The organism is Pradoshia sp. Z4_20 (assembly GCF_058216035.1).
This window is the reverse complement of sequence record NZ_JBZAJD010000005.1, coordinates 153,162-173,231: the sequence shown is the minus strand read 5'-3', so window position 1 is coordinate 173,231 and position 20,070 is coordinate 153,162. Positions and strand designations below refer to the sequence as shown.

Here is a 20,070-nt window from a genome sequence, read left to right as displayed (position 1 = left end):
AATAATGTAGAAAAAAGAATCAGTAACAAAAGATTACAGAATAGTTGAAATGGAAAATATTCAAATCTATTATCTAGGTGCAATTGTATATGAGAAAAACTCAAGACTATAGATTTCATTAAATACAGTAAGGAGTGCTATTTGAGATATTATTTAAAACAATTACATCTCTGACAGTTGTTGCTTATCTGTGTAAAGGTACAAATCTATAGCTATTACTCGAAGTTACTTTTAAAAGTAATACCAAGAAAGTTAAGATAAAAAAAGTAGTTAATTTTAAATCACTAATAAATTATTGGGATGTTGAAATAATGAGTAGGTATACTAAACTCGCAAAAAATTCTGCTATTTTCGCAATTGGCAACTTGAGCTCAAAATTTGTTACATTATTAATGTTACCTTTTTATACGAGATATTTATCACAAAGTGAATACGGTGAAGTTGATATAATAGTAACTACTCTAGCACTCTTCATGCCATTGTTTACTGTCAGTATAGTAGAAGCAATCGTCAGATTTAGCTTAGATAAAAAGAATTATAATTATGGAGAAGTTTTAACAAATAGCACTTTAATTATCATAGTTGGTTTTATTCTATTAATCTGTTTATTTCCCATATTATCAAATTTTAATTTTATTCATCAATATGGGCTTATCTTTTATATTGTTTTTTTTGTACAAGCAATAGATACCTCTATTAAACAATTTGCTAGATCAATAAATTTTAGCAAGGTTTACATGATAAGTGATATAATCTATTCTTTTGGATTTGTTTTATTTAATATTTTATTTATCTTTTATCTAAAGATGGGGGTAGAAGGTTATTTTATTTCCATGATATTTGCATATATTGTAGATATAATATATCTTTCACTAAAAACTAAAACTTATAGATACCTTCGTGTAAAATATTTAAATATAAATAAGATGAAAACAATGATAATATTTTGTCTTCCGCTTATACCAAATACTATTATGTGGTGGGCAATTAATGCCTCAAATAGATATACGATAACATTTTTTTTGGGCTTAGGTGCAACTGGTCTTTATTCTGTAGCTAATAAATTTCCTTCATTAGTGTCGAGTCTTTACGGCATTTTTTATAAGGCGTGGCAGGTATCTGCTATTGAAGAGTATAATAGCCATGAAAAGGAACGATTCTATACAAATATATTTAATATATTATTTTTTGCTATGATATTAGCAGCGTCTGTTTATATGATTTTTAACAAAGCTATTGTAAGTATCTTAGTAACCGATGACTTTTACTCTGCCTGGAAGTATGCTCCAATATTAGTTTTAGCAGCTGTTTTTTCTAGCTTTTCGAGTTTTGTGGGAACTAACTATATTGCCGTAAAAAAAACAAAGGGAGCTTTTTATACTTCCGTAGTTGGGGCATTAACGAATGTGGTCCTAAACATATTGTTATTACCTTTAATTGGATTGTATGGGGCTGCAATATCGACATTAATAAGTTTTTTCGTAATTTGGGTAATAAGAATTAAAGATACAAAAAAGTATGTTAATATCGAATATCCAGTTTTCAAAATGGTAATAGCATTAGGAATTTTAGTTATGCAAATATGTTTAGGGTACTTAAACATTAGCCTTTTTATATTTCTAGCACTAAATATTTTATGTCTTTTTATAATTTTATTAGTAAGTATGAAATATATAAAAAAACCAGTTCAGAGTTTAATTACAAAATTGAACCTATCTAAGAGTTAAGCAGATTGAGTGAACTGATATAGTGAATGCAAATCCTGCTTTTTCGAATATCAATCCTTCGATATTTCAATCCAGTTGGAGCACATGAGAGAGTGGATTAATTGTGAAGAGCATAATGGTATTCCCAAAAACTTAATGTCTTATGTCACTCAAGTGGCAAAAGGAGAGGTTAAGGGTTTTCGGAAATGATTATCCAACTGTTGATGGAACGGAGGTTTGAGATTATATTCATGTAGTAAATCTTGCTGTGGGCCATATTGCTTCATTGGAAAATCGGACTGAAGGTGTTCATGTTTATAACTTATGGACTAGAAGAATTATAAAAATTAACCCGCTGGCTGTTTTATTTGGCAGTATGGCGGGCTTATTTTTGCAGCCTAAGCAACTTCTCTAAATATAACAGGAAATTCTCTTTCTTGAATAAAAGCCTTCCATATATATTTAATATTCTCTAATCTTAATTTCATAACCATTCTGGTTCTTTTCCTGCCATCTCCAAGAATCCCAGCAAATCTCTTCGACTCCTCTTTTGGCTACCTTTCTCCTGGTACCCTCATAACATACTTAACTCCCGGTTTCCCGCCAGCCAATCATATAATTGTGAGAGTAAGAAATGATTATTCCTTAGTCATTCTATACCATTTCCTATTGATATAAATTCAACTTCTTCTCCCGTTACCTTAACGCATAATGAAATTCTTCAGAATCCACCGGTTATTTATTAAAAATAAATCACTCTATTTCTAGACACATTTAGTTTGCTAGAAATAACACTTTGAGAAACTTCCCTTTAAAGTCTATGGATTGCGATATAAAACAGATAACGGTTAGATTCCAATTAATTACAATGAAGTGAATGTGTAATAGAGCACTTTTAATCTTATTTGTAGGCTTATATTTTGAATATTTTTAAAAAAACGTTAAATCTAGTTTATGGTTTACATTGGTATATTTTGCATTAGCGATAAGTTATTGCTATCCCGAATAGTATATAATACACAGGCCCTCTGGAAACAATATTATGGAATTCTCGTGGCTTCGAAATAAAGAACTTGTGTAAGTAATCATTAATTTGCCCAATACAGTACATACAATGGTGATGTGAGAGGTCGGGGGTTAAACCCGACCTCTCATTCGATTTTAAATTCCAAACAAATTATATACTTGTTTGCTCCAAATCTGAATTCCCTGTTCATTCGGAGCGCTCTTATCCTCTTTCAAATACTCCATCAATTCGGTTTCATTCTTGTAATCAGGCCATTCTGTCCAGTGATCAATATACGTGATATTATTTTCTGCTGCATATTCCTTTAAGGCATCTACTTGTTGTGGGTAGATGATTGCATTTGGAATAGGGTGAGGTGGCATCATAATGACAAAAAGATCTTCATTGATAGACTTCAATTCTTGGATAATAGTTGCAATGTTTTCGTGATTTTCCTCCACTTCCACAACTCCGTTATCTGCCAATGTGAAAGCTTCAAGGATCAGAACATCAGGAATGGTATCCTGATAATCACTGATTAGACCTGCGTCTATTAATTCGGTAGATGTACCATTAAATTCTATATGAGATACTGCAATACCCTCTTCGAATTCTTCTTGTAACTCCTGACTAATTGTATTCCCAAGGCCGCTATCTTGATTGCCCAATGCTTTGGAACCAGCAATTAAAACGTTGGCTTTTCCATGTTTACTGATTCCTTTTTTAAGTGCGCTCTTTAGTTCTTGATTTTTAACATTCTTATATAAAGAGCCGGTGCTCTTTTCTATGTTCACTTCTTTTTTTTGTTCAGGTTGCTTTTTTTCCCTCTCCATCGCTACAGTTTCTTCGATTTGATTGTTCCAGCTGGTTTGTCCGAAAACTAAAACAACGATAGTGAATAAGGTAAGTAAAATCGTTGTTATATATTTCATTTTTCATCCTCCATGTAAATAAATATATTATAACAATATAATTATATTATATTGCTTTTATAAATTTATATAAAAAATTAGTAATCTTTCTAACATTAATTAAGTTTTTTGTGTATTTCCCAGAAAAAGTAAGGGCATTTAAAAAGGTATTGTAGTATAATATCTATTATTATTTTTAATCGGAGGACGAAATGGAAGAAACTATCAGCTTGAAGGATTTGTTTGCAACCTTAAAAAAACGCGCATGGTTCATCGCTATGATCACTGTTTTGGCTATTTTGATAAGCGGAGTAACAAGCTTTTTTATTTTGACTCCAATCTATCAATCTTCTACACAGCTACTTGTTAACCAGGCAAAGAGTGAAGAAACGTTATATAACCAAAACATGGTTCAAACGAATCTGCAATTCATAGAAACGTACAATGTCATTATGAAGAGTCCAACCATATTGGATAAAGTAATTGAGGAACTAGATTTGGACCTATCAGCGGAAGAATTAACCGATAAAATCACAGTAGCAAGTGAAAAGAATTCTCAGGTAGTAAACGTATCAGTTACCGATGAGGATCCCCACATGGCTGCCAAAATTGCTAATACGACAGCAGAGATTTTTAAAGAAGAAATCGTTGATATCATGAATGTGGATAATGTAAGCATCCTTGCGAAAGCAACGGTTTCAAATAATGATTCACCGATTAAACCACAGCCATTACTTAATATTGCGATTGCGATGGTAGTAGGATTGATGGTCGGTGTCGGATTAGCATTCTTGATGGAGCATTTGGACCATACAATCAAATCCGAGCAGGATATAGAACGTATTCTCGATTTACCGGTTATTGGTGTGATTGGTGTTATTGAAGCGGATAATACGCAAATGGAAGCGAGAGCAAGAACGAAGCGATCAGGAAGAGGTGGGCAGCATGGCGCGTAATAAGGGAAAACAAACTGGAAATCGAAATCAACGAAAACTAATCACCATGTGGGATGCAAAATCACCGATCTCAGAGCAGTATCGTACACTTCGCACGAATATTCAGTTTTCTTCGATTGATGAAGAGATTCAAACGATGTTAATTACATCTTCCGGTCCGGCAGAAGGAAAATCAACCACTGCAGCTAATATAGCCGTTGTGTTTGCCCAACAGGGAAAACGTACATTATTTATTGATGCGGATTTGCGTAAGCCATCATCACACTACACGTTTTCTTTTACAAACACTTTTGGGTTAACGAGTGTTTTAACGAAACATTCGAGTTTAGAAGAAGCTGTTAATGTTATTGAACCGCTTGGATTGCATGTGTTAACGAGTGGCCCAATACCTCCAAATCCAGCTGAGTTATTGTCATCTAAAGCAATGAAAGAGCTGATTAACGAGGCAAAAAATGATTATGATTTGATTATTATTGATACCCCGCCTGTAACGGCTGTCACAGATGCACAGATTATATCAAGTCTTTGCCAAGGCATAGTTCTGGTAGTCAGCAGTGGAAAAACTCAGATAGAGGATGCAATTAGAACAAAGGAACAACTGACCAAAACGGGTACAAAAATTCTTGGTGTTGTTCTTAATAACAAACAAATGAAGGATAGCACCTATTATTACTACGGTAATCATTAAAGAATTTTCATAGACTTTATTTTTAAGTGAAGCGTGACCAGGTTACCACATTATTATACTAATAAGGGGTTGCACAAGAATGATTGATATACACAGTCATATTTTACCAAATCTTGATGATGGGGCTAAAAGTTTAGAGGAATCGCTAAATATGGCTAGACTAGCCGTTAGTAATGGCATAGAGACCATTGTTGCAACCCCTCATCATAAAAACGGAAAATACGAAAATGAAAAAGAGTCTATTCTATCATCAGTTAAACGGTTAAATGAAGAGTTGGGAAAGAATCAAATTCCTTTAACAGTTTTACCAGGACAAGAGGTGCGAGTTTATGGGGAACTGCTTGAAGATATGGAACAAGGATTGATACAAACCGTGAGCAATTCTTCCTATCTATTAATAGAATTTCCCTCAAACTATGTTCCGAGATATGCCAACACTTTATTTTTCGATTTACTCCAGCGCGGAATAAATCCTATATTGGTTCATCCTGAACGGAATGCAGCCATCGCTGATCATCCGAACTTACTATACGAGTTTGTACAACAGGGTGTAAGTGCACAAATTACAAGCGGAAGTATTGCTGGTAAATTCGGGAAGAAAATCAAGAAATTATCTATGGACCTCATTGAAGCGAATCTTATTCATTTTGTAGCATCTGATGCACATAATGTTTCGTCCAGACAATTTTGGATGAATGAAGCATTGGATGAACTGGAAAAACAGTTTGGACTAGACCAAATCTATTATTTTGAAGAAAATGCAGAGTTACTCATCAGTGGCCAGACAATCATGAGAGAAATGCCACAGCCAGTCAGAAAGCGCAAGTTTTTAGGACTATTTTAATGATGAGCATGAAGGTGATGCCTCCTAGCCTTTATCAAAGGAGGCACTCGGCCATGCTGTGGGGAGCCAAGAAGCTTCCTTAGATGCAAAGTCATCAATAGGATGGTGTGAGGACGGGTTAGATGCCCGGTTTTTTAATTTATGTAAGATTAATTATTTTATATAAAATACGGAATGAGCATTAAACAGTTCATACAATTTTTAAAAATTATAAAGCATAAAAGATAAAAAATGACAATTAATGTATTTAAATATAGGTATTTATATATATTGGTAAAATACATAACAAACCTTTAGAAGGAGGAATACCATTGCGCAAAGTTAGAAAAGCGATTATACCAGCTGCCGGACTTGGTACACGATTTTTACCGGCGACAAAAGCGATGCCGAAGGAAATGCTACCGATTGTAGATAAGCCTACGATTCAATATATCGTCGAAGAGGCGATTGAATCAGGGATTGAGGATATCATTATCGTGACTGGTAAAGGAAAGAGATCCATCGAGGACCATTTCGATCATGCGTATGATTTAGAGAATAACTTGATGGAAAAGGGTAAGTTTGATCTTCTCGAAAAAGTACAGGCTCCTTCCAAGGTCGATATCCATTATATCCGCCAAAAAGAACCAAAAGGTTTGGGACATGCCGTCTGGTGCGCGCGTAACTTTATTGGAAATGAACCATTTGCTGTTCTATTAGGGGATGACATTGTTCAAAATGATAATCCTTGCTTACGTCAACTTGTTGATGAATATGAAAAAACATTATCTTCTGTTATTGGTGTACAAACAGTAGATGAAAATGAAACGCATCGTTATGGGATCATTGATCCTTCATCACAAGAAGGAAGAAGATATCAAGTAAGTAACTTTGTTGAGAAACCAGCACCGGGAACGGCACCATCTAACTTAGCTATTATGGGACGTTACGTGCTAACACCGGAAATCTTTATGTTCCTTGAAAAACAGCAAACGGGAGCTGGTGGAGAAATACAATTAACAGATGCTATTCAAAAATTAAATGAGATTCAAAGAGTCTTTGCATATGACTTTGAAGGACGGCGTTATGACGTAGGAGAAAAGTTTGGATTTGTGAAAACAACGATTGAATATGCATTACAACATGAAGACCTCCGAAATGAAATGAGGCAATACTTGAAACAATTGGTTGTTGGTTTTGAAAATGGAAAACAATTGGTTGAGTAAAGGCGGGGGGCAGGAGTGTCTGGAAAAGCAAATCAGGATATTGCATTATTTAGCAATCAAGATGTGTCAATTCAGTTAAATAATAGCCGTGGGTATATGTATACTAAGCGTTTAATAGACATCATCGGCTCATTATGTGGAATTATCCTATTAAGTTTATTATTTGTTGTCATTGCCATTTTAATTAAAATAGAAGATCCAAAAGGTCCGATTTTCTTTGCCCAAAAGAGAGTCGGATTAAACGGGAAAGAGTTTAAAATGTATAAATTTCGCTCGATGGTAACTGATGCAGAGGAAAAATTAAAGGAACTCCTTAAATATAATGAAGTTTCTGGTGCGATGTTTAAAATGAAGGATGACCCTCGCGTAACAAAGGTAGGAAAGTTTATTCGAAAAACGAGTATCGATGAACTTCCTCAGTTGTTTAATGTTTTAAAAGGGGAAATGAGCTTGGTAGGCCCGCGGCCTCCTCTACCTAGAGAGGTAGAAATGTACTCTAATTATGATAAACAACGGTTAATGGTTACGCCGGGATGTACAGGTCTATGGCAGGTTACTGCTAGAAATAGTGTCGGTTTTAAAGAAATGGTTGAATTAGACCTTCAGTATATTGAAAAACGTTCATTTCTATATGATATTAGAATTCTCATTAAAACAGCTGGTGTTCTATTCGGTTCAAAAGATGCATTTTAGAGAGAGGGATTTATTAGATGATGAAAAAGGATTCAAAAATATATATTGCTGGTCACCGAGGCCTTGTAGGTTCCGCAATCGTTAGAAGGTTAGAAGAAAAAGGATACACAAATCTAGTTTATAGAACAAGTAAAGAATTAGATTTAAGAGATAAATATTCAGTGGATATTTTCTTTGCAGAAGAAAAACCTGAATTTGTTTTCCTCGCTGCAGCAAAGGTGGGAGGAATAGTTGCCAACAACGAATATCCGGCAGATTTTATTCGTGATAACTTATTAATCCAAACGAACATTATCGATGCGGCTTATCGGAATAATGTGACTAAGTTGTTATTTTTAGGAAGCACTTGCATTTATCCTAAAATGGCTCCACAACCTTTAAAGGAAGAGTACCTATTGACTGGTGAATTAGAACCAACTAATGAACCATATGCTATTGCAAAAATAGCGGGAATTAAGATGTGTGAATCATATAATCGTCAATATGGAACACAATATATTTCAGTAATGCCAACGAATCTGTACGGTGAAAATGATAATTTTGATTTGCATACATCTCATGTTCTTCCTGCATTGATTCGTAAATTCCATGAAGCAAAGAAAAACAGCGCACCGTTTGTTGAAGTTTGGGGAACAGGCTCTCCTAAACGTGAATTCTTATATTCTGATGACCTAGCTGATGCTTGTGTATTCTTAATGAATACATATTCAGGTGAAGAAATTGTAAATATCGGCGTTGGTGAAGATATAACTATTAAAGAACTAGCGGAAAAAGTGAAAGAGACTGTAGGATATACAGGAAATATTCAATTTGACACTACTAAACCTGATGGTACACCAAGAAAATTAGTTGATGTAAATAAGTTGAACTCTCTTGGATGGAAAGCTTCCACTCCATTAAATGAGGGGCTAAAAAAGGCATATCAGTGGTTCTTAGAAAATGAAATTACAACAGTGAACTAACATAAATTGGAGGATTAAAATGAAAAAGGCGTTAATTACAGGGGTAACAGGGCAAGACGGATCCTATTTAGCTGAGTTTTTATTAGAAAAAGGATATGAAGTACACGGAATCATTCGCAGGAGTTCTTCATATAACCAAGAGCGTTTAGAGGATCTGTTGACTGAAGAAGAAGCAAACGTATTATTGAATAACAAAAACTTCCACCTTCATTATGGGGATGTAACAGACGCTTTGAATGTGACCCGTATCATTGGTGAAATCCAACCTGATGAAATCTACAATCTAGCAGCTCAATCACATGTACGTGTATCCTTTGATATGCCGGGTTATACGTTAGATGTAGATGCAAAAGGGACGCTAAACATCCTTGAAGCAGTACGTATTCTAGGCTTGACAGAAAAAACTCGTGTATATCAAGCTTCAACATCTGAGTTATTTGGAAAAGTACAAGAAGTACCACAAAAAGAAACAACACCATTTTATCCACGTTCTCCATATGGTGTAGCAAAAATATATGGATTTTGGATTACGAAAAACTATCGTGAATCCTACAACATGTTTGCTGTAAATGGTATCTTGTTTAATCATGAATCAGAGCGTCGAGGAGAAACATTTGTGACTCGTAAAATAACACTTGCAGCTGCACGTATTGCTCAAGGTAAACAAAAGAAGCTTTCCTTAGGAAACCTAAATTCATTGCGTGACTGGGGATATGCAAAAGACTATGTTGAATGTATGTGGCTAATTCTTCAACATGATAAGCCAGAAGACTTTGTTATCGCTACTGGAGAAATGCATACAGTGCGTGAATTCGTAGAGTTAGCCTTTAAGCATGTTGATATTGAGATTGAATGGACAGGTGAAGGTGTTGAAGAGAAAGGGATTAATAAAGCAACTGGTGAAGTAATTGTTGATGTTGACCCCAAATTCTTCCGACCTGCAGAAGTCGATCAATTATTAGGTGATCCTACAAAAGCTAAGACATTATTGAGTTGGAACCCAACTAAAACATCATTTGAAGAATTGGTAAAATTAATGGTTACTTATGATTTGGAAAAGGTATCGAAAGAAGAAAAAATTAAGAAGATGTATGACTGAAGAAAATAGCAGAAATGAATTATATGGTAATATTTCATTTCTGTTTTTTAATGAATAAATAATTAATTTCTATAAATTCAATTGGATTGAGGGATTATATAAAAAGGTGAAAAGATGGGAATTATAAAAAAAAAGCTTTTGATATATGCACACTACTATACTCCAGATGTGGCATCGACTGGTCAAATATTAAAAGAATTAGCAGAAGGTATGCTTAATGAGTTTGATATAACAGTAATCTGTGTCGTTCCTTCATATACAGGAAAGATTTCAGCGGAATATAAAAGGAAATTTTTTTATGAAGAAAATATAAATGGAGTAAATGTTGTTCGAATTCGTGTACCTGAGTTTACAAAAGATAAAAAAATTAGCAGAGTTAAGAATATTGTATCATACTTTTTTGGAGCTATGATTGGGACATTTAAAGTTGGAAAGATAGATTATGTTTATTCTATCTCTCAACCACCTATTTTGGGAGGTCTAATTGGCGTTTGGGGAAAATGGATAAAGCAAGCAAAATATATCTATAATATTCAAGATTTTAATCCTGAGCAAACTATAGCTGTTGGTTATAGTAATAATAAATTAGTTTTAAAAATGATGATGTGGCTAGACAAATTTAGTTGTAAACAAGCTGACAAAGTCATTGTTGTAGGTCGTGATATGATAGTGACTTTGAAGGAGAGATTTAAAAATAAGAAAAAAATCCCAAATACCGTTTTTATCAATAATTGGATTAACGAACAGGAAATTTATCCTCTGTCCGAAGATGATGAAAAGGTACAATCATTTAAAAAAATGTATGGTTTGGAAAATAGATATATTATTATGTACTCGGGTAACTTAGGTCTATATTATGATCTTGAGAATCTAATGCCTATATTAAAAGAGTACAAAGATAGAAAAGATGTTGTTTTCGCATTTGTAGGAGAGGGTACTATTCGGGATAAGTTGATCCAATATAAGGAAAAATGGGGTTTGAATAATGTCGTTTTTATTCCTTATCAAGATAAATCTGATTTGATTTATAGTTTGAACGCTGGAGATGTCCACTGGTGTATGAATGCCAAGGGAATTAAGGGGATAAGTGTTCCGAGCAAGCTTTATGGCATTATGGCAGCTGGAAAACCGGTTTTAGGTTTATTGGAGGAAGGATCTGAGGCAAGAGCTATTATCGAAAAGGCGTCTTGTGGTCGAGTTTGTAATCCTGGTGATTATAAAAAAGTTTCAGACAATCTTAAATGGTTCATAGATAATATTCGGTGTCCTGAACAGACATTGATGGGGAATCGTGGAAGAGAGTATCTAGTTGACAATATTACTAAAGATTTGTCTATTAAAAAGTATATCGAAGAAATAAAGAGTAGTTAAAGGATTTTTTTTAAAAAGGTTGTCCGCTGGATAATCAGATTAAAATAATGAATTCAGTATATTAGGAGTTATATTTGGTGTATTAATTTTAACATGAATAACTTTGAGGTATTTTTATGAAAAAAAAAGTAGGCATTATAGGTCATTTCCCTCCACCGGTTCATGGTTTATCTAAGGCTTTGGATACTTTAGTTAATTCGTCTATTAAATCAAACTACAAATTAACAAAATTCGACATATCAAATAATAAGTTTTTTCTATGGAGATTCGCACAAATATTGATAAGTAATCTAGATGTATATTACTTTACGATATCTCAAAGTAAGTTTGGAAATATTCGAGACTTAATTATTTTGAAATTAATTCAAATGAAAAAAAAGCGGATTATTATACATTTACATGGTGGGGCATTTAGAGATTTATTGAATCAATTTGGTAATCTTCAAAAAAATGCCAATTACAGGTTGCTAAGTAACGTTGATTGTACGATTGTATTAGGAGAATCTTTAAGATATATTTTTTCAGGCATAATAGACGATAGGAAAATTAAAGTTGTGAAAAATTGTGTTGATAAGCAATTTATTATTGATAATTGCACTTTCAATGAAAAGGTCCATACATTTAAAAATAAAAATGAGTTAAAAATTTTATATCTAAGTAATTTTTTGGAAGATAAAGGTTATAAAAGCGTATTAGAGCTTGCTAAAAGGGTGAGGGTTGAAAAGGAAAATAGGTTAAAATTTGTATTTGCTGGTAAATTTTTTAACGAAAATGATAAAAAAGAATTCTTAAATTTTATAAATGAAAATCAATTGGAAAATACAGTTGAGTATAAAGGTATTGTTCTTGGAGAAGAAAAAAAAGAACTACTTAGAGAATGTGACTATTTTATATTGTTAAGTAAAAATGAGGGTCAACCTATTTCTATAATAGAAGCAGCCGTTAATGGATTAAGAGTAATATCAACTAATTGCCCAGGAATTCTAGATATACTTAATCAAGATGAAATGATAATGTGCGATAAAGATAACCTTGATATTGAATTACTATATAGGAAAATAATTCGCGAAATTAGCAACAAAGATGTGGTTACTGATATTTTGATCCATAACAGAAGAAAGATGCTTGCAGATTTTTCTGAGGAAAAATATATTGAGGATTTAAATAATATCTTTAACAAGGTTTAATGTTATAAACACGCAAAAGGTTAGTTTATAGATAGTTTAGTATAGAAATCATGAAGAAAACGGAGAAAACTGTAATGAGAATTCTTTATTTAACCAATTTACCATCACCGTATAGGGTTAAATTCTTTTCGGAACTCGGTAAATTGTGTGATTTAACAGTAATTTATGAAAGACGAGCTGCAAGTGATAGAGATTCAAGATGGTATATAAAAGGAGATAATAATTTTACTGAGATTTATTTGGATAGCTATAAAGTTGGGGCTGAGAATTCTTTTACATTAGAAATATTAAAGCATATAAACCGAAATTACGATCATATCATAATTGGAATGTATAGCACTTTGACTGCGATGGTTGCAATAACTTATATGAAGGTAAAGAAGATACCATTCATTATAAGTACTGATGGAGGTTTTGTTAATAAAGAAGAATCTTTTCTCAAATATTATTTAAAGAAGTACTTCCTATCTTCAGCTAGCGCATGGTTGAGTACTGGAAAAGTTACGACAAATTATCTTACTTATTATGGTGCAAGTCCTGAAAGAGTTTTTACCTATCCATTTACATCTATAAATGAAAAAGAAATATTGAAAATCCCCCCATCTGATACAGAAAAAAGAATGTTACGAAATAAATTAGGAATGACAGAAGAAAAAATTGTTCTCTCAGTGGGTCAGTTTATCCCTAGGAAAGGATTCGATATCCTTCTTAAGGCGTGTGAAGGAATAGATAAAAACATTGGAGTTTATATTGTTGGAGGTAAACCTACCAAGGAGTATTTAGGTATACAAAGAGCCTTGGGTCTTTCGCATGTTCACTTTATTGATTTTCTAAAAAAAGAAGACTTAATCCCTTATTTTAAGGCTTCTGACTTATTTGTATTACCGACACGCTATGATGTATGGGGATTAGTAATTAATGAAGCAATGGCAAATGGGCTTCCAATTATTACAACCGACAAGTGCATAGCTGGAACTGAGTTGGTGAAAAAAGGATTTAATGGGTATGTGATATCGGATAATGAAAACTCACAGATATTCTCTACTTTGTTAAACAAAATCCTTTTGGATAATAGTTTAGATGAAATGTCCATGAATAGTTTAAAAATGATAGAAAAGTATACCATAGAGAACATGGCAGATGTACATTATAAGCTATTAAATAAAATATATTTATCGAGAAATCCATAGGAGAAAATTTTTGAAATGAAAAAACTTATATATATAGCGCCAGTTAATATTGATTTTCATAAACCAGACGGGGTTGCAAAAAAGGTTTTGAATCATTTTAGTGTATTTCAAAAGTATTTTGATACTCATTTGGTTTCTTATAGTTCAGAAGGAATACAAATTTTAAACGGACAAGGCAGTAATATAAAAAAATATACTGGTGGTCATAGGCGCTTTGAATTATATGATTTCATAAGTGATATAGCTCTTTATGAGAAATACAGTTATGTTTATATTAGATATCCTAAAAGTGAACGTAAATTTATAATGTTACTTAAGACCTTAAAAGATTCAGGTACTAAAATTGTCACTGAAATTCCGACTTATCCATATAACGGAAATGTTTTGGAGTCAGCAAAGAATCTAGCAATCGCTATTGTAGATTTATACTATAGAAAAAAACTTAAAAAGTATGTTAATAGAATTGTTACGTACTCTGACGATAAATCAATATTTGGAGTGGAGACAATCAATACAATAAACGGTATCGTATTTGATAAGGTATCTTTGCCCCCTATGAGAATAAAGAAAGAAAATAAGATAATCTTAATTGCTGTAGCTACTTGTTATGAATGTCATGGTTACGACAGAATTATTGAGGGCCTACATCATTATTATTCAAATGGTGGAAATATTGATATTAAGTTTCATATCGTTGGGGATGGGCCAGCTGTTGCAGGTTATAGGTCATTGATTAGTAAATATAAATTAAAAGATCACGTATTATTAGAGGGTTATTGCACGGGTGATAAACTCGATACTCTATATGAAAATGCTGATATTGCAGTTAATTCTCTTGCGATTCATAGAATTAAACTTGAGAAAGAAAGTACTTTAAAAACAAAGGAGTATGCTGCAAAAGGGCTACCTATGATTTCCTCATATTTTGTGGATGCTTTTGATGAGAATGGTAATCGAAATTTTGTATTTAGGGTACCTAATGATGACTCTCCGATAAATATTAACGAACTAATTTCTTTTTATAATAATTTATTCTTCGAAGAATCGAACGGGTATCTAGCACCAACTATACGAAACCTTTCTAAAAATATATGTGATATGGAAATTACATTACAAGACGTAATTGATTACTTTAAGTCTGATATAGAATAATCAAAAAATGGAGAGTTTAGATTCATGAAAACTTCTTTAAAATTAAGATGGTTAAAAATTAAGATTAAATTATTATCAAGATATGCAAAACCTGAGGACTTTAATCAATTATTGAGACTTGAAGGTATAGAAGTCGGTAAAGGGACTATTTTTTATGATCCTAAATCACAAACAATAGATAGACAACGCCCATGGATGCTTAAGATTGGAGAATATTGTAAAATAACCAAAGGAACTGTCATCCTAACTCATGACTATAGTCGTTCTGTCCTCAGAAGATCGTATGGAGATATAATAGGCGAAGCGGGTGAAACTATAATAGGAGATAATGTTTTTATAGGAATGAACTCGATAATACTTATGGGAACGCAAATTGGAAATAATGTAATCGTCGGCGCAGGTAGTGTGGTTAGTGGCATTATACCAGATAATGTAGTAATTGCAGGTAACCCCGCACGAATTGTACGTACCTTGGATGAACATTATAAAATTAGAAAAAACAAGTATGTTGAAGAGGCTAAACTATTTGCCAAGTCCTACTATGACACATATAATCAAAAGCCAACAATTAGGAATATGGATGCATTCTTTCCACTTTATTTAAAAAGAGATGTTAGCCACATACATCAAAATAATTTAAATATTAATCTGAATGGTGATAATTCTGAAGAAATTTTAGAATCATTTTTAAAAACTAGCCCTATTTATAGTGATTACCAAGAGTTTTTAAAAGAAGCTTTAGAGATTCAAAAGGAAGCGGGGGAGGAGTTTGAGTATAAATAAAAGAAAAATATTATATGTATTAAATGCATTTTATCCATATCAGGTCGGAGAATCTTTTCTGGAGTCGGAGGTAGATTTTCTTTATGGTTTTGATAAGATAATAATTGTTCCTGTTTATGCAACCTCAAGAAATAGTAATATAGGAGGCATCTACAAGAAACCTAATGTTGAGTTGAATTATTTAGATGTAGGGGATTTTAAAAAGGTCGGTCTCATCCTAAAGTATGGTATTAAAGCTTTACTTGCAAAAGAATTATATACTGAGATTAAAATTCTTAGAAAAAGCAAGCGTCTTACTTTAATAAACCTTTCTAAAGCAATTAGATTTATAATGAGAGGTATATACTGTAGTGATATTGTTATTAAGGATATTAATAGAAATAAAAAAGGTGAAAATAATATTGTTTTGTACTCATATTGGATGAATTTGGATGCTTATGTTGGGGCAAAAGTGAAAACAAAAATACAAAAACACATAATTGATAAATTTGTCACTAGATGTCACCGTGTTGATATATATGAGTATGCGGATCCTACTAACTATATACCAATGCGTAACTTTATTTTTAAGAATGCTGACTTGATATTACCGATATCTAATGATGGAAAAAATTATCTTAAAAAAACTTATAATCTTCCTGAAGAAAAAGTGAAAGTAATGAGATTGGGGACTTTGGATAAAGGAGAGAGATTCTCGCCGAAGGAGAATTCTTTAAAAGTTATTTCATGTTCCTGGATTCGACCAATAAAACGACTTGATTTAATTGTTAAAGCACTTAAAAATGTAAAAGTACCTATAAAGTGGACCCATTATGGCGATGGTGATGATTATGAAAAGATTAGAACTGCTATAGAAAATTTAAATAATCCATTAGTAGAATGTATTTTGGCAGGTCCAAGAACAAATACAGAGATCCTTGAAATATATGCATCTGAAGATTTTAATGTTTTTATTAATGTTAGTGAAAATGAAGGTGTGCCAGTATCTATAATGGAGGCAATGTCATTTGGGAAAATTGTCATTGCTACAGATGTTGGTGGAACTAGAGAAATTGTTGTCAATTCTAAAAATGGATTTCTATTGGATAAAGATTTTGATATAGATCATTTGACTAAGATTTTTGAAGACATATACTGCATGAGTTCAGAAGAATATTTTGAAATGTGTATTGAATCAAGGCGTATTTGGAAGGAAAAATACAATTCAGTTGTAAACTATACAGATTTTGTAAATCTGCTTAACTACAAATTGTAAGAAAGGTATTAAGGAAATTGTATATATTGGCGATATTATCATTTACAACATTTGGAATAGGGCTTTTGCTTTGGCCAATAGCAACCTTAACTCATGAGATTGGTTTACTTTTTATTGCGTTTCATTTAATTTGGTTTTCTAATTTATGTCATGGTTTTGTTAAGTTGCGTTTAAGATTTATTTTTACTGTTTTTCATTTAACTTTCTTTTTATTTGTAATGGGTAGAATGACAATGAACTGGCTATTTGAGGGATCATATAGTTTAGATTATTCATCAACAATTGTCTTTAAGGTTTACCAAATAATCACATTATCTTTAGTTACATTAAGAATATTTACCCACCTTTTTGAAAATCATAAAATTAAATTTTTTAGTAATAAAAAAATTAGCTTAAATGGAAATAACATAAATAAAGAAATCTTTAAAAAAGCAGCAAGAGCATTATTTTGGATATCGGTTCCCTTTTCAATAATATATATTTTGGAAAAAGTGCTCTTTGTACATGTTAATGGTTATGCAGCATATTATGTTGATTATGCAACTAATTTGCCAAGTATCTTTGCAAAAATAAACACGATTAATGAAATTGCATTTTTTGCATTTTTAGGATCTTCGCCAAATAAAAAAGAAGTGAAATGGCCTATATTAATTTATATACTTATAGGGATTTTGTGTTTAGGATATGGTCAACGTAACCCAATAGCACTAAGGATTTGTTTAATATTTTTAATTTATTTCCCTATACGTGAATTATATGCTGTCCAAAAGGGTGAATGGATTAATAAGAAGTATAAGCGATTTTTAATAATAGCAATACCGACATTGGTTTTATTCTTTTCCTTTTGGGGGTATTACCGGGCTTCTAACAGTGCAGAAGGTCTAGGGGAAATGTTTATTAGCTTTTTTGATTCACAAGGAAATAGTTCAAAGATACTTGCAGAAACTATCGAACATCAACATGAATTTCCAGAGAATAAGTATTATACATTTGGTTGGTTAATTGAGTTCGCTACTAATAATTTTATATCTGATTTCTTAATCGGTAATAGTGAGACATATTCTGGCTTTACGGCTGAGGCTGCATTAGAGGGTAATAATTTCGGTAATGCTATCTCGTATATATCAGATCCTTCTCATTACTTAGTAGGAGTAGGATTAGGGTCGACATATATGGCGGAATTATTCAAGGATTTTGGTTATACAGGGGTAGTATTAATAAATATCCTTTATGCTTTCCTAATGGCCAAAATTCCAAAGTTTTATTCAAAGAATATTATTTTTGCGGTCATGTCATTACTATTCGCTTACAGAATAATCTATGCTCCTAGAGATAGCGCATTAGCATTCATCTCTGTAGTCACTTCATTTACATTTATTATGGCGATTGTGATGTTGTATGTATTTTATAGAATAATTATACAGAAGCATTCCAGGAAATTATAAAAAACAATCCACATAATATACAGCACTATATGCATAAGGAGTAATTATGAGCAGTTCAAGAACAAGTAAGTCCATAAGGAATATGTCATTAGCAATAATCAGCCAATTAGTATATAGTTTAGCATCCTTTGCTACTAGAACAATTTTTATCTATACTTTAGGAAAAAATTATTTAGGTTTAACAGGCTTATTTAGTGATATTCTAACAATCTTGTCTTTAGCAGAATTGGGTTTAGGTACAGCTATAACTTATTCCATGTATAAGCCCATAGCAGTTAGGGATTATAGGAAAGTAAGTGCACTATTAAACCTATATAGAAAGTTATATCTGTTAATTGGATTTTTTATTACAGTAGTTGGATTATGTATCACTCCATTTCTTAATTTCTTTATTTCTGATTTACCTAATATGCCTGAATTACCAATTATATATATACTTTATTTATTTAATACAACATTTTCCTATTTATTTATATATAAAAAGAGTATTCTTATTGCCACTCAGAATACCCACATATCATCGATTATATATATAATTACGATCGGTATCCAAAGTTTGTTGCAGATTTTTATACTCGTTTATTTTAATAGTTTTATTGGTTATTTAATTGTTCAACTTTTATGTACCATAATAAATAATATAGCTATATCTTTCTATGTTGACCGGAACTATAAGTATTTAAGACTATATAGAAATGAAAAGTTGGATAAGGCTAGTAAAAATACTATTGTGCAGAATATAAAAGCAATGTTTGTTAGTAAACTTAGCTCAGCAGTTGTAACTTCAACGGATAGTATTTTGATATCAAAATTTGTTAGCACGGTTCATTTGGGGTATTATTCCAATTATATAGTCTTTACAACTATAATTAGAAGTGTATTTACACAAATTTTTGAAGCCTTAACAGGTAGTGTAGGAAATTTAGTGGCAGTTGAATCCCAGGAAAAGTCAAAAGAAGTTTTTAAGAAAATGTTTTTTATGAATTTTTGGATAATTGGATTTAGCAGTATATCCTTATATATTCTCGTTAATAAATTTATTATTATATGGATTGGTTCCTCTTATCTGCTTGATACATCAATTGCCTTATTTATATGTGTTAATTTATATATGCGCCTAATTAGAAATACGCAATTGGTCTTTATAGACACATATGGATTGTTTAATGATGTTAAATGGAAGAATATTGCTGAAGCGATTATTAATCTAGTGGCTTCTTTAATCTTTGTAGGCCCTATGGAAATGGGGATTTTTGGCGTGCTTTTGGGCACTTTTATAAGTAATATTACAACTAATTTTTGGTTTGAACCTTTTGTTATTTACAATAAAAGGTTTAATGAATCTGCGACATCCTACTTTATCGATTTTTTTAAATATTCAACAGCCACAGTAATATGTGGATTTTTGTTGAACATCTTATGTTCGTATATCGAATTTAACAATCAAATTCTTAATTTTATAATTTCCTTAATTGCATGCATAATATTTGTTAACTTATTCTTTGTATTACTTTTTGGCAGAACTAAGGAGTTTAAATGTTTATTTGAGTTGGTTAGAAATGTAAGTAAGAAGATTTTAAAAAATAAAGCTAGTCTTTAAACAATCATAATATAAAT

The 20,070-nt window shown here is 32.0% G+C and carries 17 protein-coding genes; 16 read left to right on the top strand and 1 reads right to left on the bottom strand.

Annotated elements, in window-relative coordinates; translation table 11 throughout:
* Window positions 1-311 precede the first annotated feature (311 nt).
* Window positions 312-1,727: a lipopolysaccharide biosynthesis protein gene (locus AC4BHP_RS13295; protein WP_490552737.1), complete on the top strand. Its 1,416-nt coding sequence runs from the start codon at window positions 312-314 to the stop codon at window positions 1,725-1,727.
* 1,140 nt (window positions 1,728-2,867) lie between these two features.
* Here AC4BHP_RS13295 and AC4BHP_RS13290 read toward each other — a convergent pair.
* On the bottom strand, window positions 2,868-3,644 hold the full coding sequence (locus tag AC4BHP_RS13290; RefSeq protein WP_490552735.1) for an SGNH/GDSL hydrolase family protein: 777 nt from the start codon (window positions 3,642-3,644) through the stop codon (window positions 2,868-2,870).
* A gap of 191 nt (window positions 3,645-3,835) precedes the next feature.
* Here AC4BHP_RS13290 and AC4BHP_RS13285 point away from each other — a divergent pair, with 191 nt between their 5' ends.
* The 15 genes from AC4BHP_RS13285 to AC4BHP_RS13215 all read left to right on the top strand — a co-directional run bounded on the left by AC4BHP_RS13285 (window position 3,836) and on the right by AC4BHP_RS13215 (window position 20,053).
* Window positions 3,836-4,579 carry a YveK family protein gene (locus AC4BHP_RS13285; protein ID WP_490552733.1) on the top strand — a complete coding sequence of 248 codons (744 nt, stop codon included), beginning with the start codon at window positions 3,836-3,838 and terminating at the stop codon, window positions 4,577-4,579.
* Window positions 4,569-5,267 carry a CpsD/CapB family tyrosine-protein kinase gene (locus AC4BHP_RS13280; protein ID WP_490552732.1) on the top strand — a complete coding sequence of 233 codons (699 nt, stop codon included), beginning with the start codon at window positions 4,569-4,571 and terminating at the stop codon, window positions 5,265-5,267. The genes AC4BHP_RS13285 and AC4BHP_RS13280 overlap by 11 nt, the downstream gene beginning before the upstream one ends.
* A 79-nt stretch (window positions 5,268-5,346) precedes the next feature.
* The gene (locus AC4BHP_RS13275; protein WP_490552730.1) at window positions 5,347-6,111 is read left to right on the top strand and encodes a tyrosine-protein phosphatase; all 765 of its coding nucleotides are present in this window, start codon (window positions 5,347-5,349) and stop codon (window positions 6,109-6,111) included.
* A 311-nt stretch (window positions 6,112-6,422) separates the two neighbouring features.
* Window positions 6,423-7,316, top strand: coding sequence for a UTP--glucose-1-phosphate uridylyltransferase GalU (gene galU, locus AC4BHP_RS13270; protein WP_490552728.1), 894 nt, complete (start codon window positions 6,423-6,425; stop codon window positions 7,314-7,316).
* 63 nt (window positions 7,317-7,379) lie between these two features.
* On the top strand, window positions 7,380-8,009 hold the full coding sequence (locus AC4BHP_RS13265; protein WP_490552812.1) for a sugar transferase: 630 nt from the start codon (window positions 7,380-7,382) through the stop codon (window positions 8,007-8,009).
* A 20-nt stretch (window positions 8,010-8,029) separates the two neighbouring features.
* Window positions 8,030-8,971 (top strand): GDP-L-fucose synthase, encoded by a 942-nt coding sequence (fcl, locus tag AC4BHP_RS13260; protein WP_490552810.1) that lies wholly within the window; start codon window positions 8,030-8,032, stop codon window positions 8,969-8,971.
* A gap of 19 nt (window positions 8,972-8,990) precedes the next feature.
* Complete coding sequence (gmd, locus tag AC4BHP_RS13255) at window positions 8,991-10,070, top strand: GDP-mannose 4,6-dehydratase (RefSeq protein WP_490552727.1); 1,080 nt, start codon at window positions 8,991-8,993, stop codon at window positions 10,068-10,070.
* 114 nt (window positions 10,071-10,184) lie between these two features.
* Window positions 10,185-11,441, top strand: a complete 1,257-nt coding sequence (locus AC4BHP_RS13250) for a glycosyltransferase family 4 protein (RefSeq protein WP_490552725.1) — start codon at window positions 10,185-10,187, stop codon at window positions 11,439-11,441.
* Window positions 11,442-11,557: 116 nt separating this feature from the next.
* Window positions 11,558-12,628: a glycosyltransferase family 4 protein gene (locus AC4BHP_RS13245; RefSeq protein ID WP_490552723.1), complete on the top strand. Its 1,071-nt coding sequence runs from the start codon at window positions 11,558-11,560 to the stop codon at window positions 12,626-12,628.
* 74 nt (window positions 12,629-12,702) lie between these two features.
* Window positions 12,703-13,818: a glycosyltransferase family 4 protein gene (locus AC4BHP_RS13240; RefSeq protein ID WP_490552721.1), complete on the top strand. Its 1,116-nt coding sequence runs from the start codon at window positions 12,703-12,705 to the stop codon at window positions 13,816-13,818.
* Between the two features lie 15 nt (window positions 13,819-13,833).
* Entirely contained in the window at window positions 13,834-14,970 is a 1,137-nt protein-coding gene (locus tag AC4BHP_RS13235; RefSeq protein WP_490552719.1) for a glycosyltransferase, read from the top strand.
* Between the two features lie 24 nt (window positions 14,971-14,994).
* Entirely contained in the window at window positions 14,995-15,753 is a 759-nt protein-coding gene (locus AC4BHP_RS13230; protein ID WP_490552717.1) for an acyltransferase, read from the top strand.
* Window positions 15,740-17,008 (top strand): glycosyltransferase, encoded by a 1,269-nt coding sequence (locus AC4BHP_RS13225; RefSeq protein WP_490552715.1) that lies wholly within the window; start codon window positions 15,740-15,742, stop codon window positions 17,006-17,008. The genes AC4BHP_RS13230 and AC4BHP_RS13225 overlap by 14 nt, the downstream gene beginning before the upstream one ends.
* A 26-nt stretch (window positions 17,009-17,034) precedes the next feature.
* Window positions 17,035-18,453, top strand: a complete 1,419-nt coding sequence (locus AC4BHP_RS13220; protein WP_490552713.1) for an O-antigen polysaccharide polymerase Wzy family protein — start codon at window positions 17,035-17,037, stop codon at window positions 18,451-18,453.
* A 46-nt stretch (window positions 18,454-18,499) separates the two neighbouring features.
* On the top strand, window positions 18,500-20,053 hold the full coding sequence (locus AC4BHP_RS13215) for a lipopolysaccharide biosynthesis protein (RefSeq protein WP_490552711.1): 1,554 nt from the start codon (window positions 18,500-18,502) through the stop codon (window positions 20,051-20,053).
* The last annotated feature ends 17 nt before the right edge of the window (window positions 20,054-20,070 follow it).

Excerpts from the sequence above, each read along its gene's own strand:
- AC4BHP_RS13280 (WP_490552732.1), top strand. The coding sequence starts at position 4,569 with ATGGCGCGTAATAAGGGAAAACAAACTGGAAATCGAAATCAACGAAAA.
- AC4BHP_RS13230 (WP_490552717.1), top strand. The coding sequence starts at position 14,995 with ATGAAAACTTCTTTAAAATTAAGATGGTTAAAAATTAAGATTAAATTA.
- AC4BHP_RS13240 (WP_490552721.1), top strand. The coding sequence starts at position 12,703 with ATGAGAATTCTTTATTTAACCAATTTACCATCACCGTATAGGGTTAAA.
- AC4BHP_RS13295 (WP_490552737.1), top strand. The coding sequence starts at position 312 with ATGAGTAGGTATACTAAACTCGCAAAAAATTCTGCTATTTTCGCAATT.
- AC4BHP_RS13290 (WP_490552735.1), bottom strand. The coding sequence starts at position 3,644 with ATGAAATATATAACAACGATTTTACTTACCTTATTCACTATCGTTGTT.
- AC4BHP_RS13285 (WP_490552733.1), top strand. The coding sequence starts at position 3,836 with ATGGAAGAAACTATCAGCTTGAAGGATTTGTTTGCAACCTTAAAAAAA.
- fcl (WP_490552810.1), top strand. The coding sequence starts at position 8,030 with ATGAAAAAGGATTCAAAAATATATATTGCTGGTCACCGAGGCCTTGTA.
- AC4BHP_RS13245 (WP_490552723.1), top strand. The coding sequence starts at position 11,558 with ATGAAAAAAAAAGTAGGCATTATAGGTCATTTCCCTCCACCGGTTCAT.
- AC4BHP_RS13235 (WP_490552719.1), top strand. The coding sequence starts at position 13,834 with ATGAAAAAACTTATATATATAGCGCCAGTTAATATTGATTTTCATAAA.
- AC4BHP_RS13275 (WP_490552730.1), top strand. The coding sequence starts at position 5,347 with ATGATTGATATACACAGTCATATTTTACCAAATCTTGATGATGGGGCT.
- AC4BHP_RS13250 (WP_490552725.1), top strand. The coding sequence starts at position 10,185 with ATGGGAATTATAAAAAAAAAGCTTTTGATATATGCACACTACTATACT.
- gmd (WP_490552727.1), top strand. The coding sequence starts at position 8,991 with ATGAAAAAGGCGTTAATTACAGGGGTAACAGGGCAAGACGGATCCTAT.
- AC4BHP_RS13215 (WP_490552711.1), top strand. The coding sequence starts at position 18,500 with ATGAGCAGTTCAAGAACAAGTAAGTCCATAAGGAATATGTCATTAGCA.